Here is a 23,931-nt window from a genome sequence, read left to right as displayed (position 1 = left end):
GGACAAAAGAAAACCCCGGCGCTCGAAAGAGCGGCCGGGGTTTTCTTTGGCTTCGCGTCTGGCCGATGGGGCTTCGACAAGCTCAGCCTGAGCGGGAACGGGGGTTTGTCTTCGAACTCGCTCCACCTTGGGAACGGGGCGGTTTACACCAACCCCGCTCACCCTGAGCTTGTCGAAGGGTCGCCCCCGCGTTTTCAGTACCTTACCAGCTCTTCTTCGGCTTCTTGTGGAACGGCTTGCCGCCGCCACCGGCCGGACGGTCCTGACGCGGACCGGTCGGGCGAGCGCGGTACGGGGCCGAGCCCTCGCCGCCGGGACCATCGGAACGCGGACCGTTGCCATGCGGACGACGGCCACGACCCTGCGGGCCTTCGCGGTCGCGGCTGCGGTGACGGGCAGCGTCACGCGGCGCATCGGGCGCCCGCTCGATGAGGATGGTAGCTTCATACTCGCCGTCCGCACGCGCAGTGCGGGCGACGGCGCGCTCGAACTGCTCGGCCTGTGCGGCAGGGATCTGGAAGTAGGTCTGGTCGCCGTTGATACGGATCTGGCCGACCGCATCGCGGGTGACATGGCCGCGGCGGCACAATACCGGCAGGATCCAGCGCGCTTCGGCCCGCTCATCACGGCCGACGTTCATGCGGAACCACACCACGTCGTCGAAGCCCGGACGCTCGCGCTTCTGGCGGGCTTCAGGCGAATTGCCCAGCAGTTCCTCGGGCTGCGGCATCGAAGCGCGATGCGCGCGCACCAGCGCGGCGGCGACGTCCTCGGCGCTCATGGATTCAAGAACCACCTTGGCCAGTTCGCGGTCGTCTTCTTCAACATCCACTGGCACCAGCAGCTTCTCGAGCAGACGGTCGCGGTCCTGCGCACGGATCGCTTCGGGCGTCGGAGCCTCGCCCCATTCCGCCTCGATGCGAGCGCCGCGCAGCATCATCTCCACGCGGCGACGGCGCGGATACGGCACCAGCAGGACCGCCGTGCCCTTCTTGCCCGCACGGCCGGTACGGCCCGAACGGTGCTGCAGGGTCTCTGCATCGCGCGGGATCTCGACGTGGACGACGAGGCTGAGCGACGGCAGATCGATGCCGCGCGCGGCGACGTCGGTGGCGACGCAGACCTTGGCGCGGCGGTCACGCAGCGCCTGCAGCGCGTTGTTGCGCTCGTTCTGCGAATGCTCGCCCGAGAGCGCCACGGCGGAGAAGCCGCGCTCCACCAAGGTGGCGTGCAGGTGCTTCACGTTGTCGCGCGTGGCGCAGAACAGGATCGCGGTCTCGGCATCGTAGAAGCGCAGCAGGTTCACCACCGCATGCTCGATGTCCGAAGGGGCGACGGTCACCGCCTTGTAGGCGATGTCGCCATGGCCGCGGTTCTCGCCGACGGTGGAGATACGCAGCGCGTTCTTCTGGTAACGCTGGGCCAGCGCCTCGATCGGGCGCGGCATGGTGGCCGAGAACAGCAGGGTGCGGCGGGCTTCCGGCGTCGCGTCGAGCAGTTCCTCCAGATCCTCCCGGAAGCCCATGTCGAGCATTTCGTCAGCTTCGTCGAGCACGACTGCGCGCAAAGCCGAGAGGTCGAGCTTGCCGCGCTCGAGGTGATCGCGCAGACGTCCCGGCGTGCCGACGACGATCGCCGCGCCGCGTTCCAGCTGCTTGCGCTCCTTCACCGGGTCCATGCCGCCGACGCAAGTGACGATACGGGCATGGGTCTTGGCATAGAGCCATTCCAGCTCGCGGCTGACCTGCTGCGCCAGTTCGCGCGTCGGCGCGATCGCCAGCGCCAGCGGCTTGACCGCAAAGGCCAGTTCGTCGTCGGCGAGCAGTTCGTCAGCCATGGCCAGACCGAAGGCGACGGTCTTGCCCGAGCCGGTCTGCGCAGAGACGACGAGGTCGCGGCCGTGCGCCTCCGATTCGGTCACGGCAGCCTGAACGGGGGTCAGGGTTTCATAGCCATGGCCGGTGAGAGCTTCGGCGAGAGGCGCGGGAATCTGCGGAAAAGTCATTATAGGGTCAACGAGTCCTGCCGCTTCGAGGCGGCTTTCAAAGAGCATAAGGAGGGCTGCGTGGCGGCCCTCGGGCTCACCTGTTGCGCCGCCCATAGACCAAAGCGCGCAGATTTGCGCGCTCGAATTTCAATCCTGCGACAATTCGTGTCGAATGACGGGTCTAGAACTGTCCGGCCCAGAGAGTTCGGGCCGCCAGCTTCGTATCGATGCACTGTTCGGGCAACTGATCGAAACTCGGCTCGAAACCAAGCAGGACGTACATTTCCCGCTCCAGGAACGGAGCAGCGTCGCCCGCGCTCATATCGACGCGCGCGCACTCTCCGAGACCCGGCAGCCGGGTTCGAAAAATGCCTTTGCGTACAGTGCTTAAGCGCATGAAATTCACCCCTGGAGTTGTCAGCCCGGCTTGCGGAGCGCCCGGCTAACGATCCCGTTCACGGCGATCAAGTCACTCGTGAGGCTGTCACAATCTTGAAAGATGTACAAGCGTCGAAAGCCTCGACAGGCGTGCTTGAGGTGATCGCACGACTTGCCCATAACCTGCGGAAGATGAACCGCTCCGCCGACGCAGCTCCGCCCTCTGCTTCCATTGCCGCCCTTGTCGCTGCCGACCCTGTGCGCGCCTTGCCGGTCTTGCGCGACACGGTACTGCGCGAGCCGCACAACGCCTCGGCCTATCGGCTGCTCGGACGCGCACTGAGGGCATTGAACCGCAATGAGGAAGCGATGCTTGCCGAAGGCGAAGCCATCCGTGCCTCGTCACACGACCCTGATCTCGTCGCCATAGCCCGAGCTCTGCTTGTCGGGAATCTGCCGGTGGCCGAAGCCGGTCTGCGAAACAGACTGCGCGAACAGCCCACGGATGTCGCGGCGATCCGCATGATGGCAGAACTGGCAGGTCGCATCGGCCGCTATCGGGATGCCGAAAAGCTGCTGCGCCGCGCCCTGGAACTGGCACCCGGATTCACGGCCGCACGGGCGAATCTCGCGATCTCCCTCTATCGACAGAACCGCTTCGCCGAAGCCGTGGGCGTGCTCGACGAAGTGATCACGCAAGGTGGGGCACAGGCCGGCGATCTCAACTTGCGCGCGGCGGCGCTCGGCCGGATCGGCGATTACGCGGAGGCGCGGCGCATCTACGCAGACCTGACCGAGACGTTCCCGGATCATGCCCGGCTATGGATGAGCTACGGTCACATCCTGAAGACACTGGGCGAACAGGCGGAGAGCGTCGCTGCCTATCGGCGCGCAATCGCCATCGAGCCGGGGCTCGGCGAGGTCTGGTGGAGCCTTGCGAACCTCAAGACCTGGCGGTTCGAGGACGCCGACGTCACCGCGATGGAAGCCGCGTTGGCCCACCAAACCCTGTCGGACGACGACCGCCTGCACCTGCACTTCGCACTCGGCAAGGCGTTCGACGACCGCAATGCGGCGGAGCTTGCTTTCCAGCACTACGCGAAAGGCAACCGCCTCCGGTGCGACCAACTTGCTTTCGACCCGAACGTCGTGAGCGAACAGGTGGATGCCGTGGTGGCGACGGTGACGCCCGAACTGCTCGGCCGACTGGAGGGCGCGGGCCATCCGTGCCCCGACCCGATCTTCATCCTTGGCCTGCCCCGCGCGGGCTCCACCCTCATCGAACAGATCCTCGCAAGCCATTCGCAAGTGGAAGGCACGATGGAACTCCCGGACATTCCCGCCATGGCCATGCGCGAGGCGCAGACCTACGCGGGCAATAGCCGGGACTGGCCGGCGGCGCTGGTCGCGATGCCACCGGCGCGCCTGGCCGAACTGGGCGCCGAATTCATCGAGCGCACGCGCATCCAGCGCAAGACCGGCAAGCCCCTGTACATCGACAAACTTCCCAACAACTGGTCCTACGCAGGCTTCATCGCCGCGATCCTTCCGAATGCCCGGATCATCGATGCCCGCCGTGCGCCGCTGGATTGCTGCTTCTCCAATTTCCGGCAACATTTCGCGAAAGGGCAAGCGTTCTCCTACGATCTTGCGCACATCGGCCGCTACTACGCCGATTACGTGCGCGCCATGGCCCATTACGCCGCCGTCATGCCTGCCCGGGTGCACCGGGTCATTCACGAGCGACTTCTCGATAACCCGGAAGCTGAAGTACGTGCACTTCTCGCCCATCTCTCGCTCGATTTCGAGGAAAGTTGCCTCCAGTTCCATCGCAACGACCGCGCGGTACGCACGGCGTCGAGCGAGCAGGTGCGTCGCCCGATCAATCGCGACGGTGTCGACCAGTGGCTTGCCTACGATGCCTGGCTTGGACCGCTGCGCGATACGCTGGGCGACCTGCCCGAAACTTACGCGGAGCGCTGATCCGTAACTTCAACAATTGTGGCGAAAATGTCATACAGTGCAGCGCACAATCGGCGTTGTTCAGGCGACCTATTGTCAAAGCTCATGAATTGTGGCCGCTTCCCAATCAGGCAATTACAGGGGAATGCGGGTGAATTCATCGCGTTTGGGTTGTCACCGCAGCGTCGTCGTCGCGCTGCTCGGATCATCAGCCATTGCTGCAGCGCAACCTGCGCTCGCGCAAGGCAGTCCCGCCGTCGAGGATGATGGCGTTATCCTGGTCACAGCCCAGAAGCGAACCGAGAACCTTCAGGACGTGCCGATCGCAATCACGGCACTTGGAGGCGACAAACTGCGGGAATTGCAGGTCAAGGAACTGCAGGACGCGGTCAAGAACATTCCCTCCGTCACGATCCAGACCACCCAGCCCGGCTTTAGCCAGGTCTACTTCCGCGGGGTCGCATCGGGTGAGAACGCCAACCACTCCGGACCGCTGCCGACAGTGGGCACATATCTCGACGAGATGCCGATCACGACCATTCAGGGCGCGCTCGACATCCATGCCTACGACATCGCGCGGGTGGAGGCCCTGGCGGGACCGCAGGGCACCCTCTATGGTGCGAGTTCGATGGCGGGTACGATCAAGATCGTGACCAACAAGCCGGGCTACTCGGGTACTTATGGCGCGGTCGACATGGAATTGAACTCCGTCGCTCACGGAGACGTCGGCGGCGTCGCGCAAGGGTTTTTGAACTTCAAGCTATCCGATCGCTCCGCGCTGCGTATCGTCGGCTGGTATCGCCATGACGGCGGATACATCGACAATATCGCGGGCAGCCGGACATACCCCGTTTCCGGCATCACCCAGACGAACGCCGATCTCGTTGAAAAGAATTACAACGACGTCGATACCTATGGAGCGCGCATGGCGCTGGGCATCGAACTGGACGATGACTGGACGATCACCCCCACACTCATGGGGCAGATCCAGAAGGTCAACGGCAGCTTCGCGCAGGAACGCTCCACCGCGGTCAGCAAGAAGCTGCAGACCGTCCAGTACAACCCCGAAAGCAGCAAGGACGAATGGTATCAGGCCGCCCTCACGATCGAAGGCAAGATCGGCAACTGGGACCTGGTCGCGACGGGGGGCATCCTCAACCGCAAGGATCGCACGGAATCCGACTATTCGGACTACTCTTATTTCTATGATGCACTCTACGGTTCGGGCGCATATCTGTATGACAATGCAGACGATCTCGTCAGCCCGAACCAGTACATCAAGGGCCGTGACAAATACCGTCGCCAGTTCGGTGAACTGCGTATCAGTTCACCGCAGGAAAACCGCCTTCGCCTGATCGCCGGCCTGTTCGCGCAGCGGCAGGTCCACCAGATCACGCAGAACTACATCATCGACGGCATTGCCGATGCGATCACGGTGCCCGGCACAGACAGTGACATCTGGCTGACGCGCCAGAAGCGCATCGACCGTGATTATGCCGCGTTCGGGGAACTGAGCTTCGACATCACCGACAAGCTCACCGCTACCGGCGGCCTGCGCGTCTACAAGTACAAGAATTCACTGGTGGGATTCTTCGGGTACAGCGACGGATATTCGTCCCGCACCGGTGTCGCCGCCTGCTTCGAGGAGGCGAAAGTCAGCGGTTCGCCTTGTACCAATCTCGATGCGAAAACCTCCGATACCGGATCGATCTACAAGGCCAACCTGACCTACAAGCTGACCCCTGACTGGCTGGTCTACGCCACCTGGTCGCGCGGCTTCCGTCCCGGCGGCATCAATCGTCGCGGCGGCCAGCCGCCTTATGCCCCTGACACGCTCGACAACTACGAATTCGGGTGGAAGAGCCAGATGGGCGCGTTCCATTTCAACTACGCCATGTTCCGCGAGGACTGGAGCAATATCCAGTTGTCCTTCCTCGGGGAAAACGGCCTCACCCTCATCCGCAACGCCGGCGAAGCGCGGATCTACGGTGTCGAGTTCGACATGGGTTATCGCAAGGCCGGGCTGACCCTCAATGCTTCTGGCAGCTACAACGACGCGAAGATCACCAAGGACTTCTGCCTCATCGCCAACGCCACGTTCGACTGCTCGATCCCCGAAGGCGAGAACAGCCGGCTGGCGCAAGCTGGAACACACCTGCCGATCACGGCGCGTTTCAAGGCCAATGCCCTCGCCCGGTACGAGTTCCCGATCGGTGGCTGGACCGGCCACATCCAGGGCGCCGTCAATTACATCGGAAAGCGCCGCAGCGACCTTCGCGATGCCGAGAACGCGATCAAGGGCGAATTCGGCGCCTATACCACGGCAGACTTCAGCCTTGGCGTAAAGAATGATGTATGGCGCTTTGAAATATATGCAAATAATTTGTTTGACAGCAACGGCGTCATTAACAGTTCGGTCCAATGCCTCGAGACCACCTGCGGTGATCCGCTCGGCATCAGCGGGACCGGGGGCGTATTCTACGACTACGTCATCCGGCCGCGCGTGATCGGGCTCAAGGTGGGCCGGGATTTCTGATCTCTTGCCGAAAAAAGCGGAAGACGAGCCCCGCCCCATCCGACAAGCTGGACGATGCCGGCGGGGATCGTCTCGGGCTCCCTGCCGCTATGGCGCTGGTCATGGGCAACATGATCGGTTCGGGCGTTTTCCTGCTGCCTGCCAGCCTCGCCCCGTTCGGGTGGAACGCCGTGGCGGGATGGATCGTGACCACGGCGGGCGTTCTTGTCCTGGCTTACGTGCTCACCCGCCTGACCGCAAAATTCCCGGAAGTCGGTAGTCCTTCCGGGTTCGTCTCCGCTGCGTTCGGCCAGACCACCGGGTTCTTCATAAGCTGGATATACCTGGTCTCGATCTGGACGGCGGTGGCCACGATCGCTGTTGCTGCCGTCAGTTACATTTCCAGCATGACCCCCGCGCTTTCGAGCGCCGAATTCGTGCCCGCACTCGCTGCGATCATGCTGCTGTGGGTGACCGCGTTGGTCAATCTGCGGGGGGTCCGAACTGCAGGCAGTTTCCAGATCGCGACCGTCGCCATCAAGATCGTACCCCTGCTGGTCGTGATCGTCATCGCTGCGAGGCTTCTTGTCCGCAACGAGGCGGAAGTTATGCCGATCGATGCCGTGCCGATCTCGCCGGGCTCGGTCAATGCGGCGGCAACGCTCACCTTGTGGGCCTTGCTGGGCTTCGAGTCCGCCAGCATCGTCGCGGCCCGGGTTCGCAAGCCGGAACTGAACATATCCCGCGCTACCCTCTGGGGGACGGGCCTGACCGGCCTGCTTTACCTCGCGGTCTGTTCCGCCATCGCCATGCTCCTGCCGATGAGCATGGCTGCCGCCTCTCCCGCCCCGTTCGCCACGTTCGTCGGCCGCTATTGGAACGAGACGGCAGCGGCCCTTGTGACACTTTTCGCGGTGGTCAGTTGCGTCGGCGCACTCAACGGCTGGACCCTGCTCGAAGCCGAACTGTCGCGGGACATGGCGGCGCGCAGACTGCTCCCCCGCTGGTTCGGCACCACGGATGCAGGAGGAACGCCGCGACGCGCACTCCTCGTTTCCACGACGATCACGACCCTGTTCGTGGTCATGAACGGATTGCGCTCCATGCGCGGCCTGTTCGAATACCTGCTGCTGCTGTCCACTTCGGCGACGCTTTGGCTCTACCTCGCCTGCGCATTGGCGGCATGGAAGCTGCGGGTCTGTCGTCCGCTCGCCGCGTTAGGCGCCGGCTATGCACTGTGGACCTTGTGGGGTGCAGGCATCGCGGCGAGCGGGATGAGCTTCATTCTCATGACCTTCGGCCTGCCGATCCAGCTCTGGACACGGCGCGAGGACCAGAGTGCAAACTAGAGCAGAGCGTCGAGCCACTTCTCGACAAGCCCTTCGGCTTCTTCCGGCGTGAAGGGCGCCTGGCCCAAGCTGAGTTCCAGCCAGAGCCCGTCGATCAGCGCAGTCAGGGCCACAGCCGTCAGCCGAGCATCACCCAGGGCCGGTTTGACCGCCAGGACGAGTTCCTCGATGCCGTCCCTGAATTCACCGTATATCTGCCGGTGCAGTGCGCCGATCCCGTGGTTCACCGGCGTCATGCTCCAGAACGCCAGCCATGTCGCGAGCAGTTCCGGATCGGCGATCGGCGGCCGGAAGCTCGCTGACAGATAGGCCAGGAGCCGCGCGCGCGGATCTTCGCCCGCCGCTGCAACGGCTTCCTCCAGTGCTTCGCCGACGCGACTTCCGGTCCAGCGATAGGCCTGCGCGATCGCATCGGCGACGCCGGGGAAGTAATGCCTCAGCAGTCCCGGCGACACCCCTGCTTCGGCGCAGATCGCCCGCACCGAAGTTCCCGCAACGCCATGACGGGCAAGGCACCTGGCCGTGGCTTTCACCAGGCTCTGGCGGCGTTCGTCGGGATGCTCTCGCGTAAAGGCCCGGGTAAAGGATTGATGCTCGGCCATAGGATTGTTATACGATCGTATAGCAAGGAGCACGCCATGGCAACGCAAGTCGCCGACGCCCCCAAGACCGACCCGCTGGAAGGCTGGAGCCTGCCTGCGTGGACCTATTCCGATGCAGAATTCTTCGACGCCGAAAAGGAGCACGTCTTCGCCCCGAGTTGGCAGATCGTCTGCCACGAGAGCGACATTCCCGGCCCCGGCGACTGGCACACCCTAGAATATATCGGCGAGAGCGTCGTCGTGGTGCGCGGCGCCGACAAGGTGCTGCGCGCCTTCATCAACGTCTGTCGTCACCGTGGCTCACGCATCGTCGATGGTGCCAGCGGCTGCGCACGGAAGCTGGTCTGTCCTTACCATGCATGGACCTACGACCTCGACGGCCGCCTCACCGGCGTGCCCGACAGTGCCAGCTATCCCGCTTTCGACAAGGCCGGTCACGGGCTTTCACCCGTCCAGATCGAGGTATGGGCCGGCTTCGTGTTCGTGCGCCTGCTCGATGACGGCGGCCCGACGGTGGCGCAGATGATGGCGCCCTATGAACATATGATCGCGCCTTATCGCTTTCATGACCTCAAAGCACTCGGCCGGGTGACCCTGCGTCCGCGTGAGGTGAACTGGAAGAACATCGGCGACAATTACTCGGACGGGCTCCACATTCCGGTCGCCCATCCTGGTCTCACCCGCCTGTTCGGCCGCAGCTACGGCGTCGAAGCGGAAGCGAACGTCGATCGCATGTGGGGCGACCTGATGGATGCCCCCTCGCCCAACTGGTCCGAGCGCATGTATCAGCGACTGCTCCCGCCGGTGCCGCACCTCCCGCCCGAGCGGCAGCGTCACTGGCTCTACTTCAAGCTCTGGCCGAACGTCGCCTTCGATATATATCCCGATCAGGTCGACTTCATGCAGTGGCTTCCGGTCAGCCCGACCGCCAGCGTGATCCGCGAGATCAGCTACGTCCTCGACGATGACCGGCGCGAGATGAAAGCCGCGCGCTACCTCAACTGGCGAATCAACCGCGAGGTGAATGCGGAGGACACCGCACTCATCATTCGTGTGCAGGCCGGGATGGCCTCGCGCAGTTTCTCGGTCGGGCCGCTCTCCGACAAGGAGGTCTGCCTGCGCCATTTCTGCAAACGGATGCGGGAGATCATCCCCGCCGCCCGTTCCGAACATTCCCCCGCGCCCGGCTGGAGCAGGATCGCATGACCGACCGTTACGACGCACTCATCATCGGCGGTGGCCATAATGGGCTGACCTGCGCCTTCTACCTCGCGCGTGCAGGGCTCAAGGTGCGTATTCTGGAGCGGCGGGACGTCGTCGGCGGGGCCGCCGTGACGGAGGAATTCCATCCGGGATTCCGCAATTCGGTCGCCAGCTACACGGTCAGCCTGCTGCAGCCCAAGGTGATTGCCGACATGCGCCTTGCCGACCACGGCTACCGCGTGATCGAGCGGCCGATCAGCAACCTGCTGCCTCAGGAGGATGGCGGCTACCTCAAGCTCGGCGGCGGGCTGGAGCGCACGCAGGCGGAGTTCCGTCGCTTCTCGGTCCATGACGCCGAAGTGCTTCCCGCCTATTACGATGCTCTCGAAGGGGTAGCCGAGGTGCTTCGCGACCTTGCGCTCAAAACTCCGCCTGAGGCCGGCGCCGGCTGGCGCGCGCTGGTCGATGCCGCCTTGCAGAGTCGCAAGCTGGCGGGTCTGTCGATGGAGGCCCAGCGCGACGTGCTGGACCTGTTCACGAAATCGGCCCGCAGCCTTCTCGACGGCTGGTTCGAGAGCGAAGCGGTGAAGGCCGCGTTCGGTTTCGACGCCGTTGTCGGCAACTACGCCTCCCCCGACACGCCCGGCAGCGCATACGTGCTGCTGCACCATGTCTTCGGCGAGGTGAACGGCAAGAAGGGGGCATGGGGGCACTCGGTCGGCGGCATGGGCGCGATCACGCAGATCATGGCCAGGGTCTGCCGCGATCTGGGCGTAGAGATCAGCCTCGAAGCACCGGTCGAGCAAGTGTTGGTGGATGGCGGCAAGGTCGCGGGCGTGCGTCTGGAGAGCGGGGAGGAGATCGTTGCACCGCGCGTGATCGCCAATGTCGGACCGAAACTGCTCTACGACCGGATGATCTCCCCTGCCGACCTCGACGCCGATTTCCGGCGCCGGATGAAGGGCTTCAAGGCGGGCAGCGGCACCTTCCGGATGAATGTGGCGCTATCGGAGTTGCCCCGCTTCACGTGCATTCCCGAGCCCGGAGAGCACCACCAGTCCGGCATCATCATCGCGCCCACCCTCGATTACATGGACCGCGCCTTCATCGACGCCAAGCAGTTCGGCTGGTCGCGCAAGCCCATCGTGGAAATGCTGATCCCCTCGACGGTGGATGACAGCCTCGCCCCGCCGGGGCAGCACGTCGCCAGCCTGTTCTGCCAGCAATTCGCCCCGGAACTGCCCGATGGACGCGACTGGGATGCCGAGGAAGACGCGGCCGCCGACGCCATCATCGATACGGTTGAGGCCCATGCGCCGGGGTTCCGCGCCTCGATCCTCGGGCGGCAGGTGCTCAGCCCGAAGGGGCTGGAGCGCAAGTTCGGGCTCGTCGGCGGAGACATCATGCACGGCAACCTGACGCTCGACCAGATGTGGTCAGCGCGGCCTGTACTGGGGCACGGCGCCTATCGCGGGCCGATCAGGGGGCTCTACATGTGCGGTGCAGGCACACATCCCGGCGGCGGCGTGACCGGCGCTCCGGGGCACAATTGCGCACACCAGGTTATTGCCGACAGCCGCGGCGTGGCGCTCGGCTTCGGAGGCATGTACCGGCGCTTTCGCTAGGCGTCAGCCCATCACGGAGCGGATCGCGGCCACGGCTGGCCGGGGCGTAAGGTCGGCGTTGAACAGGCCGAAGTTGTTCATCTCGCTGGCCCCGCCCCACGAGAACAGTTCGTAAAGGCTGATCGCGTGGATAAAGGTCCGGTCGAGCACCGCAGCAACGTCCGAAGCAAGGAGACGCGCCTGTTGCTCCAGTGAGACCGGGGGCGCGGTGACGTTGTTCATGCCGCCGCCGGTCGTGCGGCCCCATTCGGTGATCACGCCCTGCGAATGGCCTCCGGCGAGGACTTTCTCTCCGAAGCCGGCCAGGCGATCGGCCACGACCGTCGCCGCCTTCGGGTAGATATGCGCATTGCCGAAGTCCGTGAGGGGTCCCTGCTCTGCCTGCATGAAATCGTTGCTGGCTATGAGCGGGATCGTCCTCAGTGCGGGCTCTGCCCTGATCGCTGCTGTAAAGTCCCTGATGAATGCCATCAGCGCCGGCGCCTTTCCGGTTCGGAAGCCCAGACGCGCGTCCGCCTTTCCTTTGTATATCATGGGGTTGAGATCGGGTTCGTTGGGAAACTCGATGGCCCATATGGCGCCGGGAGCCTGCACGAGAAACGCCTTGAGATCCGACAATGTCTTGGCAATGTCGCGGGCCGAGAGGGTGAAGCAGAACGTGACGCCCTGGCGAGCCAGGCCCACGTAAGTCTTCCAGCCAGGCGTCCCGCCATACGGCTCGCGACACCGCATCCTGCGCAAGCCGCCGAGTTGATCCAGCGCGGGAATGATGTTGCGCACCTTGTAGAGCGAGCCGGTATCCTGCGGCCGCCCCTGCACCATCACCCGGCCAAGTCGAGAGGAGGATGCACGCGCGGTTGCAGGCACCAGCGGCAGCGCAGCGAGTCCTGCCACCACTTGCCTGCGGGAAAACGTTGCTGCGACCATGCGGAACTCCCGGCTACAGACACCACCTCAAACGGCACTCAACGGCACACAGGGGCACTCCAAGGTGCCTCACGACGCGCAATGCCGCCCATCGGACTACTTCGCGATAGCACCCGCCTTCATCACGTGCGCGACACTCTCCAGCATGCGAACGTCGGACAGCGGATCGCCGGTCACGGCGATCATGTCGGCGAATTTGCCCGGTGCGATGGAGCCCAGTTCCTTGTCGTGTCCGATCAGTGTCGCGGCATCGAGCGTCGCTGCCCGGATCGCCTGCGCCGGGGTCATTTCATACCGGACCATGTAGGCGAACTGCCGCGCGTTCAGGCCGTGGGGATAGACGCCCGCATCCGTACCGAAGCCGAGCTTGACGCCCATCCTGACGGCCTTGGCAAATCCGTCGCGCTGCCGTTGCGTAGTCTCGCGGTTCTTGCGCAGGTATTCCTCGGGCCAACCTTCCTGTGTACCCTGCTGGTCGATCCAGTCACCATCGTAGATGTCCATGACCAGCCAGACACCCGCCTTCCTGGCCATGGCGAGGCCCTCGTCGTCGATCAGGCTGGCGTGTTCGATGCTGCGTACACCCGCGCGGATCGCCGCCTTGATGCCCGCGGCGCCGTGCGCATGGGCGGTCGCGTAGCTGCCGTGCGCCCTCGCCACTTCGACGGCGGCGCGCATCTCGTCATCGCTCAGTTCGATCTGTCCCGGCTCGGTGCCGATCGCGAGGACCGCGCCGGTGGCGATCATCTTGATGAAGTCGGCGCCGTGATCGAAGAGGTATTGCGCCTTCTCGCGCGCCTCGCCGGCATTGTGGACGACGCCGAGGCGCATGTCGGCCGGAAGCTGGTCGTTGGGCACGACCCCGTTGAGTTCACCGCCGCCACCGGGCGAAGTGATGTAGGCGCCCGCCACGAACATGCGCGGCCCCGGCACCTGCCCCTGCGCGATGGCGTCGCGCAAGGCCACGTCGGTCAGCCCGCGATAGGTTCCGACATCGCGCACCGTGGTGAAGCCCGCTTCCAGCGTCACCCGCGCGTTGTGCGCGCCGATCAGCGCGGTGAGTTGCGGCGAAGTCTTGAGCGGCGCGGCGACGTCCGCGCTCTGGCCGGTATCGGCAAGGTGCGTGTGAAGGTCGATCAGACCGGGCAGGACGGTATAGGCCGACCAGTCAAGAAGCTCCGCGCCGTAAGGCGGCTCGGCGCAGGGTTCGACTTTCGCGACGCGCTCGCCATCGACGAGGATGCATTGCCCGGCCTTGACCGTACCGCTCTCCACGTCGAGCAGGCGCCCTGCCCTTACGTAAAGAGCGGCCGCACCCGCAGGGGTGGCAAGCCCTGTCAGGGCGAATGCCGCACCCAGCGCCGCCGCGAGAGCCGCCGCCTTCACTTGCCGGCGAGGTCCGTCAGCAAGGTGGTGTAGTAGACCACGCCCGGCGCGATGTTCAGCAGGCCGATGCGCTCGTTGAGACCATGGGCGAACTCGTCCGAATCCTTGATCATCGAGGCGCTGGCGCCATAGCTCGGCACGCCGACCGCGCGATACCACATCGAATCCGAGGCGCCCGACGACTGCGAGGGGATGATCGGCACCGGACCCCATGCGGCCTTCACCGCCTTGCCGACGGCCGTCACGAAGTCGGGCCGCACCGGCGATGCGGGCGCCTCGATCGAATCGTCGCCGGTCACGTCGGTAAACCTAGCGGCGGGCATGGCGGCGACCTTCTCCAGTTCGGCCATGATCGCGGCGCGCGTATGCCCGGGGAAGATGCGACAGTTGATGTTGGCTGTCGCGCTCTGCGGCAGTGCGTTCTGGGCATGGCCGCCGGAGATCATCGTCGGCACGCACGTCGTCGAAACGCGCCCGACCGTCGCGGGGTTGGCACGCAGCACATCCAGCGCCGCCGGATCGTCCGGATTGGCAACGAAGGCCTTCATGGCGGCTGCAAGCCCGGGATCGGGTTCGATCCCGGCCGCCCCGGTCCAGTACTGGCGCGTGACGTCGTTGAGTTCGGGCTTGAAGTGATAGGCGCCGATCCGCTCCATCGCCTGCGCCAGTTGGACGATCGCGTTCTCCGGCCTCGGCGCGGAGCTGTGACCGCCGGGGTTCGTCACCTCCACCTTGTAGTCGATGTAAGTCTTTTCCGCCCCCTGCCAGCTCCAGTAAAGTGGCTTACCCGCTTCAGACAGCGAGCCCGAGGATCCGTCCACATTGAGCACGAGTTCCGCGCCCTTCAGCCGATCGGCGATGACCTTGGAAGTGTCCATGGTCGTCTCCTCGTCGCCCGAATAGGCGATGACGATGCTCCGCTTGGGCCTGAACCCCTCGCGCCGCAGTTCGATCACCGAGGACAGGGCAAGCGCCGCCTCGAACTTGGTGTCGCTGGCGCCGCGTCCGTAAAGGTAGCCGTTCTCCACCACCGGGGTGAAAGGATCACGCTCCCAGTCATCGGGCCTGGCCTCCACCACGTCCATGTGCGCGGAAATGACGATCGGTTTCAGTGCGGGATCGCTGCCCTTCCATGTCGCGATCAGGTAGGCGGTATCGTCCAGCGGCACGATGTCGATGTCGCCGGCATTCCACCCTGCCTTGAGCAGCGCATCGCGGAACAGCGCCGCGACTTCGCCGGTCTTGTTTCCCGGTCCGCGCACCGAACGCAGGGCAATGGCACGCTTGGAAAGGTCCAGGACCTGCGCTTCGGCTTCGGGATGCCCCTTGGCCTGAACGGTGCCGGAGGCGAACAGGCTGGCGCCAAGCGAAAGCAGGACCGGGATCGAAAAGCGCATCTTGAGCAAGCCCCTGAATGTGACGTCATCCACGATCGCGCCGGAAAGAATCGCGGCGGCCGTGGAACAGGTCCATCCTGTCCGGCACACCTGCCCAGCACAAGGGCGCTGCTGCGCTGCGATCGCGCCAGCAAGAGGACGGCCTGCCCTCAGCATCATGAGCATCTCTCATTACAGCATGAAGCATGCATGCTCTAATAGTGGCGTTGGAAAGCGCCTATCTCGCACCTGCAGCACGTCTGCCGATCCCTGTTATTCCTTTTCCGACAGCAAGGACATTCCATGCAAGTCAACGCATATGGTGCGCACGCCGGCGACCGGCCTCTCGAAGCCATGACCATCGAACGGCGCGAGCCGGGACCGCGCGACGTCGCGATCGAAATCCGCTACTGCGGCGTATGCCACTCGGACCTGCACACCGTGCGCGGCGAGTGGGGCGGCACTCTCTACCCCAGCGTTCCGGGCCACGAGATCGTCGGCACCGTGAGCGCCGTGGGCGGAGAAGTCAGCCGCTTCAAGGTCGGCGACACCGTCGGCGTCGGTTGCATGGTCGATAGCTGCGGCCACTGCGGTTCGTGCCACGATGACCTTGAGCAGTATTGCGAGAACGGTTTCGTCGGCACGTACAACGGGCCAAGCCAGGATGCCCCGGGGCACACGATGGGCGGGTACTCACGCGGGATCGTCGTGGACGAAGGGTTCGTCCTCTCGATCAGCCACCCGGCGGAGCAACTGCCCGCCGTGGCTCCGCTGCTGTGCGCCGGCATCACCACCTACTCGCCGCTGCGCCACTGGAATGCCGGCCCCGGCAAGAAGGTCGGCGTCGTCGGCATCGGCGGGCTGGGTCACATGGCGATCAAGATCGCGCACGCCATGGGCGCGCAGGTCGTCGCCTTCACCTCGACGCCTGCCAAGCGCAAGGATGCGACCGACCTCGGCGCCGACAGCGCGGTGGTGAGCCGCGAGCCGGAGGAAATGGCGGCGCATACCGGAACCTTCGATCTCATCATCGATACGGTCGCCGCCAGCCACGACCTCGATACTTACGTCGGCCTGCTCAAGCGCGACGGAGCACTGGTCATGCTGGGCGTTCCCGAGCATCCGCATCCCTCGCCCAATGTCGGCCGCCTGATCTTCGGTCGCAAGACGATCGCGGGCTCACTGATCGGCGGTATCGCCGAGACGCAGGAAATGCTCGATTTCTGCGCCGAGCACGGCATCGTCTCCGACGTCGAGATGATCGACATCAAGCAGATCGAAGAAGCCTACGACCGCATGGCACGTAGCGACGTGCGCTATCGCTTCGTGATCGACAGCGCCTCGCTCGACGCGGCCTGACCCTCGGGCGGCGATCGTCTCGGCCAGAAGACGATCGCCGCTGCCGGGTGGCCGATGCAGTCGCTCCGATCCCGGCAGCCGCTTGTACCTCCGCCATCGCCGGGGCCGGAAATGTGCCGGGCGATCGCATGAACGAAAAGCCGTGCGGGGATTTACGTCAAATCCGCCAGAAAACCTCGGAAATCCTGAAGTTTTGGTGCGCCCGACAGGATTCGAACCTGTGGCCCCCAGATTAGGAATCTGATGCTCTATCCTGCTGAGCTACGGGCGCGTGCGAGGCGTCCTAGCCGCTGCGCAGCGGCTTGGCAATCAGTTCGCCTGCTCCGGCGGCACGACCGGAAACGGCAGCGGCATCAGGCCGATGCCCTCGTCGATCAATTCCTTCGCCTCCGCTGCGGTGGCCTGCCCGTGGATGGTTTCCGCATCGCGCTCACCGTAGTGCATGGCGCGTGCATCCCTGGCGAAGTTCTCGCCGACATAGCGGGAAGACTTGAGCGCCTCCGCCTGCATCGTCGCCAGTGCCTGCATCACCTCTACGGCCTGCGGCGGCAATGGAGCGTTCGCAGCTGGTGCCGGCGGCGGAGCATTCGCAGCGGGCGCGCTCGGAGGAGATGCCTTCGGCCGCATCGGCACGGGAGCGACATCGGGCAACTGATTGCCCTTGCGGGCCAGGCGCGGCGCCTGCACGGCCTTGACGACATCACCCGATCCGCAATGCGGGCAAGTCACCAGCCCGCGCTCCTGCTGGCGCGCATAGTCATCCGAGGACTTGAACCAGCCCTCGAAGCGATGCTGCGCATGGCGGCATTCGAGATCGTAGACGATCATGACATGAGCTATCCGCCAACCGCACGGCGGTTGGCAAGGCTCGGAAGCTGGGCTCGCACTTCGGCCGTCCGCACGCCATCGAGTTCGACGAAAGCCACTCCAGCCTTCCCGCCGCCCTCGGTGCCGTCATCGTCAGGTCCGCCCATGTCGAGCAGCACTTCGCCCCAAGGGTCGATGGCCAGCGAATGCCCGTATGTTTCCCGGCCATCCTCGTGCCGCCCGACCTGCGCCGCCGAAAGCACATAAGCGCTCGCCTCCACCGCGCGCGCCCGCTGCATGAGGTGCCAGTGCGCCTTCCCGGTCGGCACCGTGAAGGCCGCAGGGATCGCAATCACATCGCAGCGAGCCCGGCCCAGCGCCTCGAACAGGGCGGGAAAGCGAACGTCGTAGCAAATCGCCAGGCCCAGGCGGCCCAGCGGCGTTTCCACCGTCACGACCTCATCACCGGCCGTGTAGGCGTTCGATTCGCGCCAGCTTTCGCCACTTGCCAGATCGACGTCGAACATGTGGATCTTGTCGTAGCGTGCACGGATTTCACCGGCATCGTCGATCACGAAAGCGCGGTTTGCCCACTTGCCGTCCTCGCGCGCGATGGCCAGCGATCCGATGTGCACCCAGATCCCTTCGCGTCGCGCGGCTTCGCGAACGGCGGTCAGGACAAGGTCATCCGCCTCGCTCCGGATCGCCTCGCGGGCGCGCTCGCGCTTGCGATCGAGCAGGCCCGACATTTCCGGCGTGAACAGCATGGCCGCTCCGCCCGACCGCGCCTTCACGATCGCGTCCACGATCGCGGCCGCATTGGCCTCAGGGTCGATACCGGTCGTCATCTGGAACAGCGCCGCACGTGTCATGCGGTCAGAGCCCGAGAACCGGATCGAGCTTGCCTTCGCGGTCAAGCGCATTGATGTCGTCGAAACCGCCATAGGCACGATCGTCGATCAGGATCTGCGGAACGGTGGTGGCACCCGGCACCCGCTCCAGCATCTCGGCGCGCTTCGGCCCGCCCATGGTCAGGTCGTGCTCCTCATAGGCGACGCCCTTCCTGTCCAGCAGCGACTTGGCGGCAACGCAGTAGGGGCAGCCCCACTTGGTGTAGATTTCAATCTTCGGCTGGCTCATGCCAAACTCCAGTCAGATGCTCGTTGAGGCCCGGGCCTTGAAAGGTCGGGCGGCTAGCATATCTAGGAATGCGAGTCATGGCCCGCCAAGGGGATGGCTCACAGAACGAGGCGCCGCAATGCGGGCCTCATCCACACGAAGATTGCTCATTGGAGGATTTTTGTCATGAACCGCATCGATTTTTCCCCCTATCGCCGCACCATGGTCGGCTTCGACCGCCTTTTCGACATGATCGAAAACCAGGCCCGCGCCAATTCCGGCGACAAGTACCCGCCCTTCAATATCGAACGGCGTGGTCAGGATGCCTATCGCATCACTCTCGCAGTGGCAGGCTTCAAGCCGGCGGACATCGACATCACCGCGCAGGCCAACCTGCTGGTCGTGAAGGGCCACAAGCCCGATGAGACCACGGACGGGGAAATGCTGCACGTCGGCATCGCCCAGCGCGGGTTCGAGCGTCGCTTCGAACTGGCCGACTACGTTCGCGTCGATGGCGCCGATCTTGCGGATGGTCTCCTCGTCATCGATCTCGTGCGCGAAGTACCCGAGGCCATGAAGCCGAAGAAGGTCGCCATCGGTGGCAACAAGCTCTCCGTTGTCGAAACCGGCGGGGATACGACCGCAGCGGCATAATCGCCACCGCAGGCACGGGCGCTTCCCGTCCCTTTGCGCCTACCGCTTGCACAGGCTTTTGGGGCGGTCCGGTCATCCGGGCCGCCCCTTTTGCATGCCCGGTTGCGCAGAAAGCATGTCTCATATCGGATTAATCCTCGCCTGCTTCGCGCCTGCCCGGTAGCGCGACGACCATGTTGCGGACCTTGAGCTCATGACCTCGATCCTCGGGATCGTGCTGCCCGTTTTCTCCCTGATCTTCGCCGGTTGGCTGGTACGCCGGATCGGCGTCATGGGGTCGCAGGCCACCAGCGAGCTCAACCGCTTCGTCGTCTACCTCGCCCTGCCCGCGCTGCTGTTCGACATCGTTGCGAAGTCCAGCTGGCACGACTTGTGGCAGCCCCATTTCGTTGCGGTATTCACCGTGAGCACCATGGCGATCTTCGCGCTAACGGTGGCCGCGCACGCCAGGCATTCCGGTTTCGAGGCCGACGGACCGGTCCTGGGCCTGGCCGCCAGCTACCCCAACACAGGCTTTCTCGGCTTTCCGCTATTGCTCGCGGCCCTTGGCCCATGGAGCAACACGCTGACCCTGATCTCCACGATCGTCGTCGCCTGCGTACTTTTTGCAGGCGCGATCGTACTGATCGAGGTTCGCCTCCACGTCGGCAGCCACCCGCTTCGGGTCGCCGCCAAGGTCGGCAAGTCACTGGCCACCAATCCGCTGATCGTGGCGCCCGTGGTGGCCTGCTTCTTCCCGACCACCGGCGTTGCCGTCCCCCAGCCCGTCGAGGTTTTCCTGAAGCTGCTTGGCGGCGCCGCATCACCGGCGGCTCTCGTCGGACTTGGCCTGTTCCTCGGCGAAAAGCGCAAGGCGGCGCAGGGCGCCGGTACACTGACGGCGATCCTGGTCACACTGAAGCTGGCGGTTCACCCGCTGCTGGCATGGCTGCTCGCCGTGACCCTCTTCCCTCTCGACGCCCCTGCCCGCCATGCAGCCGTGCTTCTTGCGATGCTGCCGACCGGAACGGGGCCATTCATGCTAGCCGAGTTCTATCGCCGCGAAGCCGGCGTAACCGCGCGCGTGATCCTGATATCGACGGTCCTCTCCATCGCAACTGTATCCGCTTACCTCGCAGCTATCGGCTGAATTCATGCCCGGGCCAAAGCATAGGCGTCGAGTTTGCCATGCAACTCGCGCCGCAGGTCGTCTTCGATCCAGGCGGCATCAAAGGCATTGCGCGTCACCGTCAGAAAATCCTCGCGATCGAAACCCGCCAGTTCATGCACCATGAGCATGTTCTCGTTGATGTACTTGCCCTCCATATAGGCCGGGTCATCCGAGTTGAGCGTCAGCCTCAGGCCATGGTCCAGCATACCGCGCGCGATGGACTGACGCTCGCCCGGGCGCATCATCTCGTTCGCATAAGGACACACGGTGAAAAAGAGCCCACGCTCCTTCGCCATCGCGACCAGTTCCGGACGATCCAGCAGGTTGGCGCCATGGTCGATCCGTTCGACACCGATCTCCTCGATGGCCTGTCGGATATGGTCATGGGTATTCTTCTGGTCGACGTCGCAATGCATCGTCAGCCGGAAACCTTCTTCGCGCCCGCGACGGAACACGTCCGCGAATTTTTCCGGCGGATTGTCCATCTCATCGGAGTCGAGGCCCAGACCGACGATCAGGTGCTTGTAGGGTAGCGCCATCTCGAACACGGCCATCGCACTTTCCGCGCTCCGCTCCCGCACGAAGCACATGATCAGTTGCGAACGAATGCCGAAGTCCCGCTCCGCTTCGACACGTCCCCGCGTCAGGCCCTCTATCATGGTCGAGAAAGGTACGCCCCGGTAGGTATGTTGCTGAGGGTCGAAGAACATTTCGGCATAGACGACATTCTGGGCCGCGACTTTCGCCAGATAGGCATAGACCAGATCCCGAAAGTCCTCCTCGCGATGAAGGACAAAGCTGCCTTCGTAGAAGATGGTCAGGAAGCTGGGCAGGTCGTGATAGACGTAACTGGCGCGCATGGCTTCGACGTCAGCATAGGGCAGATCCACGCCGTTGCGCGCGGCAAGCTTGAACTTGAGTTCCGCTTCCAGTGTGCCTTCGAGATGGACGTGCAGTTCTGCCTTGGGCAGCCCTGCGATGAACTCGATAATCGAACCATTCCCCATGCCTGCCCAGCCTTTCCATGCACCTTTGACAAGGCAGGCTATAACGGCGCCCGTCCGCGCGGAAGCGGAAATTGCTGCGCTGCAAAACGATCAGGCCGCAGCATCCATGCGAATGCTTTCGAACAGGGAAGGCGCCGACCGGCAGGAATGGGCTCGATGTGGCCGGTCGCCGCCAGTCGAGATTGCTCCGTTACGGAGCCTGATCGAGACCCCTCCCGCAAGCGGGAGGGGCGCAAGAATGTCAGACCAGACGCGCCTGACGCAATGCGGCAGCGATGAAGCCGGAGAACAGCGGGTGCGGCTCGAACGGACGCGACTTGAGTTCCGGATGGAACTGCACGCCGACGAAGAACGGGTGGTCCGGGCGCTCGACGATCTCGGGCAGCAGACCGTCAGGCGACATGCCGGAGAAGATCAAGCCATTGCCTTCCAGCGCCTCGCGGTACGAGCCGTTGACTTCGTAGCGATGGCGGTGGCGTTCGCTGATCTCGGTCGAGCCGTAGATCGCGGCGACGTGGCTGTTGGGCGAGAGTGCGGCGGTGTAGGCGCCAAGGCGCATGGTGCCGCCCAGATCGCCGCCCTCGGCGCGGGTCTGCAGGCCGTCCTCGGTCATCCATTCGGTGATGATGCCGACGACCGGCTCTTCGGTCGGACCGAATTCAGTGGAGCTGGCCTTGGCAATGCCCGCCGAGCGCGCGCCTTCGATGCAGGCCATCTGCATGCCCAGGCAGATGCCGAAGAACGGCACCTGACGTTCACGCGCGAAGCGGACCGAGGCGATCTTGCCCTCGGTTCCGCGCTCGCCGAAGCCGCCGGGAACGAGGATGCCGTGCATGGGTTCGAGCGCGGCGGCGATCTCGGAATCTTCCTTCTCGAAGATTTCCGCGTCGATCCAGCGCACGTTGACCTTCACGCGGTTGGCCATGCCGCCGTGGACGAGCGCCTCGTTCAGCGACTTGTAGGCGTCCTGCAGGCCGATGTACTTGCCGACGACGCCGATGGTCACTTCGCCCTCGGGGTTCTGGTAGCGGTCGGTGATGTCGTCCCAGCGCGCCAGTTCCGGCGCCTTGGCCGATTCCAGCATGCCGAAATGGTGCAGGACTTCGGCGTCGAGGCCCTCCCGGTGGTACTGCAGCGGCACGGCGTAGATGTTGGGCGCGTCAAGTGCCTGGATCACCGCCTGCGGACGCACGTTGCAGAACAGTGCGATCTTGCGGCGCTCGCTCTCGGGCAGTTCGCGGTCGGCGCGGCACAGCAGGATATCGGGTTGGATACCGAGGCCGGTAAGTTCGCGCACCGAGTGCTGCGTCGGCTTGGTTTTCAGCTCGCCTGCGGCGGCGATGTAGGGGACCAGCGTGACGTGGACGAAGCAGGTGCCTTCGCGGCCGAGTTCGTTACGCAGCTGGCGCATCGCCTCGACGAAAGGCAAGCCTTCGATATCGCCGACGGTGCCGCCGATCTCGCACAGCACGAAGTCGAGGTCCTCGGTCTCCGTCAGGGCGAAGTCCTTGATCGCGTCGGTGACGTGCGGGATCACCTGCACGGTCGCGCCGAGGTAGTCGCCGCGGCGCTCCTTGGCGATGATGTCCTGATAGATCCGACCCGACGTGATGTTGTCCGCCTTGCGGCCCGAGACGCCGGTGAAGCGCTCGTAGTGGCCGAGGTCGAGATCCGTCTCGGCACCGTCGTCGGTCACGAAGACCTCGCCGTGCTGGTACGGGCTCATCGTGCCCGGATCGACGTTCAGGTAGGGGTCGAACTTGCGAATGCGGACCTTGTAGCCACGCGCCTGGAGCAGAGCCGCGAGGCTCGCCGCCATGAGACCCTTGCCCAGCGAGGAGACCACGCCGCCGGTGATGAAAATATGCCGCGCCATGGGAATCGGGCCTTAAATTGCATGGGGGCCCTCAGGCAAGCGCCCGGAGCCTCATTCCACAGATCAAACACATGGAAATGCCGTCTGACAGCGCCAGACGGCATTCCGATTACGATGAAGCGTCCGAAAACGCCCCGGAAGGATTACTGCTTGGCAGCACCACCGAGCGGATCGGTCGGAACCGAGTCGCCTGCGGGCGCACCCTGCTGGGGCGCAGCCGGAGCGGCCGGGCTGGCCGCGCCGCCGAGCGGATCGGCAGGCTGTACCGGTGCGGTCTGCGCCGGTGCGGTGTTGCGCTGGAGCGAGGTGTCGATGTCGCGGCCGCTCGTCTCGTTGACGGCGAGTGCGGCAAGACCGATGCTCAGGACCACGAAGATCGCCGCCAGAATGCCGGTCGCGCGGGTCAGGAAGTTGGCCGCGCCGCGTGCCGACATCAGGCCCGAGGGGCTACCGCCGACGCCGAGGCCGCCGCCTTCGGACTTCTGCACCAGAATCACGCCAACCAGCATGGCGGCAACCAGAGCCTGCACCACGGTCAGGAAAAGGAACATCTTCGTCTCAGCCTTATGACGGGGACATACCCCGCTTTCTTGACCGGGCAGATAGGCGCTCACAGGCGAGCGCGCAACCCGGCAACTTTATTGCTGCG

Annotated in this window: 20 protein-coding genes and 1 tRNA gene; 8 read left to right on the top strand and 13 right to left on the bottom strand. The window is 64.5% G+C overall.

Annotation, left to right across the window (positions count from 1 at the left end; all coding sequences use genetic code 11):
- Positions 1–202 precede the first annotated feature (202 nt).
- Both ACODRZ_RS11070 and ACODRZ_RS11065 read right to left on the bottom strand, forming a co-directional pair.
- The gene (locus ACODRZ_RS11070) at positions 203–2,005 is read right to left on the bottom strand and encodes a DEAD/DEAH box helicase (protein WP_488970524.1); all 1,803 of its coding nucleotides are present in this window, start codon (positions 2,003–2,005) and stop codon (positions 203–205) included.
- A 163-nt stretch (positions 2,006–2,168) separates the two neighbouring features.
- The gene (locus ACODRZ_RS11065) at positions 2,169–2,384 is read right to left on the bottom strand and encodes a hypothetical protein (protein WP_488970523.1); all 216 of its coding nucleotides are present in this window, start codon (positions 2,382–2,384) and stop codon (positions 2,169–2,171) included.
- Between the two features lie 173 nt (positions 2,385–2,557).
- On the opposite strand from ACODRZ_RS11065, the gene ACODRZ_RS11060 reads away from it, so the two are divergent.
- From ACODRZ_RS11060 to ACODRZ_RS11050, 3 genes are all read left to right on the top strand, one after another.
- Positions 2,558–4,348: a tetratricopeptide repeat-containing sulfotransferase family protein gene (locus tag ACODRZ_RS11060; RefSeq protein WP_488970570.1), complete on the top strand. Its 1,791-nt coding sequence runs from the start codon at positions 2,558–2,560 to the stop codon at positions 4,346–4,348.
- A 124-nt stretch (positions 4,349–4,472) separates the two neighbouring features.
- Positions 4,473–6,863: a TonB-dependent receptor gene (locus tag ACODRZ_RS11055; protein WP_488986199.1), complete on the top strand. Its 2,391-nt coding sequence runs from the start codon at positions 4,473–4,475 to the stop codon at positions 6,861–6,863.
- The gene (locus ACODRZ_RS11050; RefSeq protein WP_488970569.1) at positions 6,860–8,191 is read left to right on the top strand and encodes an APC family permease; all 1,332 of its coding nucleotides are present in this window, start codon (positions 6,860–6,862) and stop codon (positions 8,189–8,191) included. Before ACODRZ_RS11055 ends, ACODRZ_RS11050 begins: the two co-directional genes overlap by 4 nt.
- On the opposite strand, the gene ACODRZ_RS11045 is transcribed toward ACODRZ_RS11050, so the two are convergent.
- A complete protein-coding gene (locus tag ACODRZ_RS11045) occupies positions 8,188–8,724 on the bottom strand; it encodes a TetR family transcriptional regulator C-terminal domain-containing protein (RefSeq protein ID WP_488986198.1) in 537 nt (178 codons plus the stop codon). The genes ACODRZ_RS11050 and ACODRZ_RS11045 overlap by 4 nt on opposite strands.
- A gap of 105 nt (positions 8,725–8,829) precedes the next feature.
- Here ACODRZ_RS11045 and ACODRZ_RS11040 point away from each other — a divergent pair, with 105 nt between their 5' ends.
- Complete coding sequence (locus ACODRZ_RS11040; protein ID WP_488970520.1) at positions 8,830–9,999, top strand: aromatic ring-hydroxylating oxygenase subunit alpha; 1,170 nt, start codon at positions 8,830–8,832, stop codon at positions 9,997–9,999.
- Positions 9,996–11,621 carry a phytoene desaturase family protein gene (locus ACODRZ_RS11035; RefSeq protein ID WP_488970519.1) on the top strand — a complete coding sequence of 542 codons (1,626 nt, stop codon included), beginning with the start codon at positions 9,996–9,998 and terminating at the stop codon, positions 11,619–11,621. The genes ACODRZ_RS11040 and ACODRZ_RS11035 overlap by 4 nt, the downstream gene beginning before the upstream one ends.
- A gap of 3 nt (positions 11,622–11,624) precedes the next feature.
- On the opposite strand, the gene ACODRZ_RS11030 is transcribed toward ACODRZ_RS11035, so the two are convergent.
- From ACODRZ_RS11030 to ACODRZ_RS11020, 3 genes are all read right to left on the bottom strand, one after another.
- The gene (locus ACODRZ_RS11030) at positions 11,625–12,548 is read right to left on the bottom strand and encodes a calcium-binding protein (RefSeq protein WP_488970518.1); all 924 of its coding nucleotides are present in this window, start codon (positions 12,546–12,548) and stop codon (positions 11,625–11,627) included.
- Between the two features lie 96 nt (positions 12,549–12,644).
- On the bottom strand, positions 12,645–13,934 hold the full coding sequence (locus ACODRZ_RS11025; RefSeq protein ID WP_488970517.1) for a Xaa-Pro dipeptidase: 1,290 nt from the start codon (positions 13,932–13,934) through the stop codon (positions 12,645–12,647).
- Positions 13,931–15,331, bottom strand: coding sequence for a M20/M25/M40 family metallo-hydrolase (locus tag ACODRZ_RS11020; protein ID WP_488970516.1), 1,401 nt, complete (start codon positions 15,329–15,331; stop codon positions 13,931–13,933). Before ACODRZ_RS11020 ends, ACODRZ_RS11025 begins: the two co-directional genes overlap by 4 nt.
- Positions 15,332–15,613: 282 nt before the next feature.
- Between ACODRZ_RS11020 and ACODRZ_RS11015 the strand changes: the two genes are divergently transcribed.
- Positions 15,614–16,669 carry an NAD(P)-dependent alcohol dehydrogenase gene (locus ACODRZ_RS11015; RefSeq protein WP_488970515.1) on the top strand — a complete coding sequence of 352 codons (1,056 nt, stop codon included), beginning with the start codon at positions 15,614–15,616 and terminating at the stop codon, positions 16,667–16,669.
- 194 nt (positions 16,670–16,863) lie between these two features.
- On the opposite strand, the gene ACODRZ_RS11010 is transcribed toward ACODRZ_RS11015, so the two are convergent.
- The 4 genes from ACODRZ_RS11010 to grxC all read right to left on the bottom strand — a co-directional run bounded on the left by ACODRZ_RS11010 (position 16,864) and on the right by grxC (position 18,616).
- Positions 16,864–16,940: transfer RNA gene (locus ACODRZ_RS11010), tRNA-Arg, on the bottom strand.
- Positions 16,941–16,978: 38 nt separating this feature from the next.
- On the bottom strand, positions 16,979–17,497 hold the full coding sequence (locus ACODRZ_RS11005) for a DUF1178 family protein (protein ID WP_488970514.1): 519 nt from the start codon (positions 17,495–17,497) through the stop codon (positions 16,979–16,981).
- 8 nt (positions 17,498–17,505) lie between these two features.
- On the bottom strand, positions 17,506–18,348 hold the full coding sequence (locus ACODRZ_RS11000; protein WP_488970513.1) for a carbon-nitrogen hydrolase family protein: 843 nt from the start codon (positions 18,346–18,348) through the stop codon (positions 17,506–17,508).
- A 4-nt stretch (positions 18,349–18,352) separates the two neighbouring features.
- Complete coding sequence (gene grxC, locus ACODRZ_RS10995; protein WP_488970512.1) at positions 18,353–18,616, bottom strand: glutaredoxin 3; 264 nt, start codon at positions 18,614–18,616, stop codon at positions 18,353–18,355.
- 165 nt (positions 18,617–18,781) lie between these two features.
- Here grxC and ACODRZ_RS10990 point away from each other — a divergent pair, with 165 nt between their 5' ends.
- Together ACODRZ_RS10990 and ACODRZ_RS10985 are read left to right on the top strand one after the other, a co-directional pair.
- Positions 18,782–19,249, top strand: coding sequence for an Hsp20 family protein (locus ACODRZ_RS10990; RefSeq protein ID WP_488970511.1), 468 nt, complete (start codon positions 18,782–18,784; stop codon positions 19,247–19,249).
- Between the two features lie 193 nt (positions 19,250–19,442).
- Complete coding sequence (locus ACODRZ_RS10985; RefSeq protein WP_488970510.1) at positions 19,443–20,378, top strand: AEC family transporter; 936 nt, start codon at positions 19,443–19,445, stop codon at positions 20,376–20,378.
- A gap of 2 nt (positions 20,379–20,380) precedes the next feature.
- Here the strand turns inward: ACODRZ_RS10985 and add are convergent, their stop codons facing one another.
- From add to secG, 3 genes are all read right to left on the bottom strand, one after another.
- Positions 20,381–21,406, bottom strand: coding sequence for an adenosine deaminase (add, locus tag ACODRZ_RS10980; RefSeq protein WP_488970509.1), 1,026 nt, complete (start codon positions 21,404–21,406; stop codon positions 20,381–20,383).
- 241 nt (positions 21,407–21,647) lie between these two features.
- Positions 21,648–23,282 (bottom strand): CTP synthase, encoded by a 1,635-nt coding sequence (gene pyrG / locus ACODRZ_RS10975; protein ID WP_488970508.1) that lies wholly within the window; start codon positions 23,280–23,282, stop codon positions 21,648–21,650.
- A gap of 143 nt (positions 23,283–23,425) precedes the next feature.
- Positions 23,426–23,833 carry a preprotein translocase subunit SecG gene (gene secG / locus ACODRZ_RS10970; protein WP_488970507.1) on the bottom strand — a complete coding sequence of 136 codons (408 nt, stop codon included), beginning with the start codon at positions 23,831–23,833 and terminating at the stop codon, positions 23,426–23,428.
- Between the last annotated feature and the right edge of the window lie 98 nt (positions 23,834–23,931).

It is taken from the genome of Novosphingobium sp. FG90 (assembly GCF_057808725.1).
Note: the sequence above shows the minus strand (reverse complement) of the source record. Positions and strands in the feature narration are given on the sequence as shown.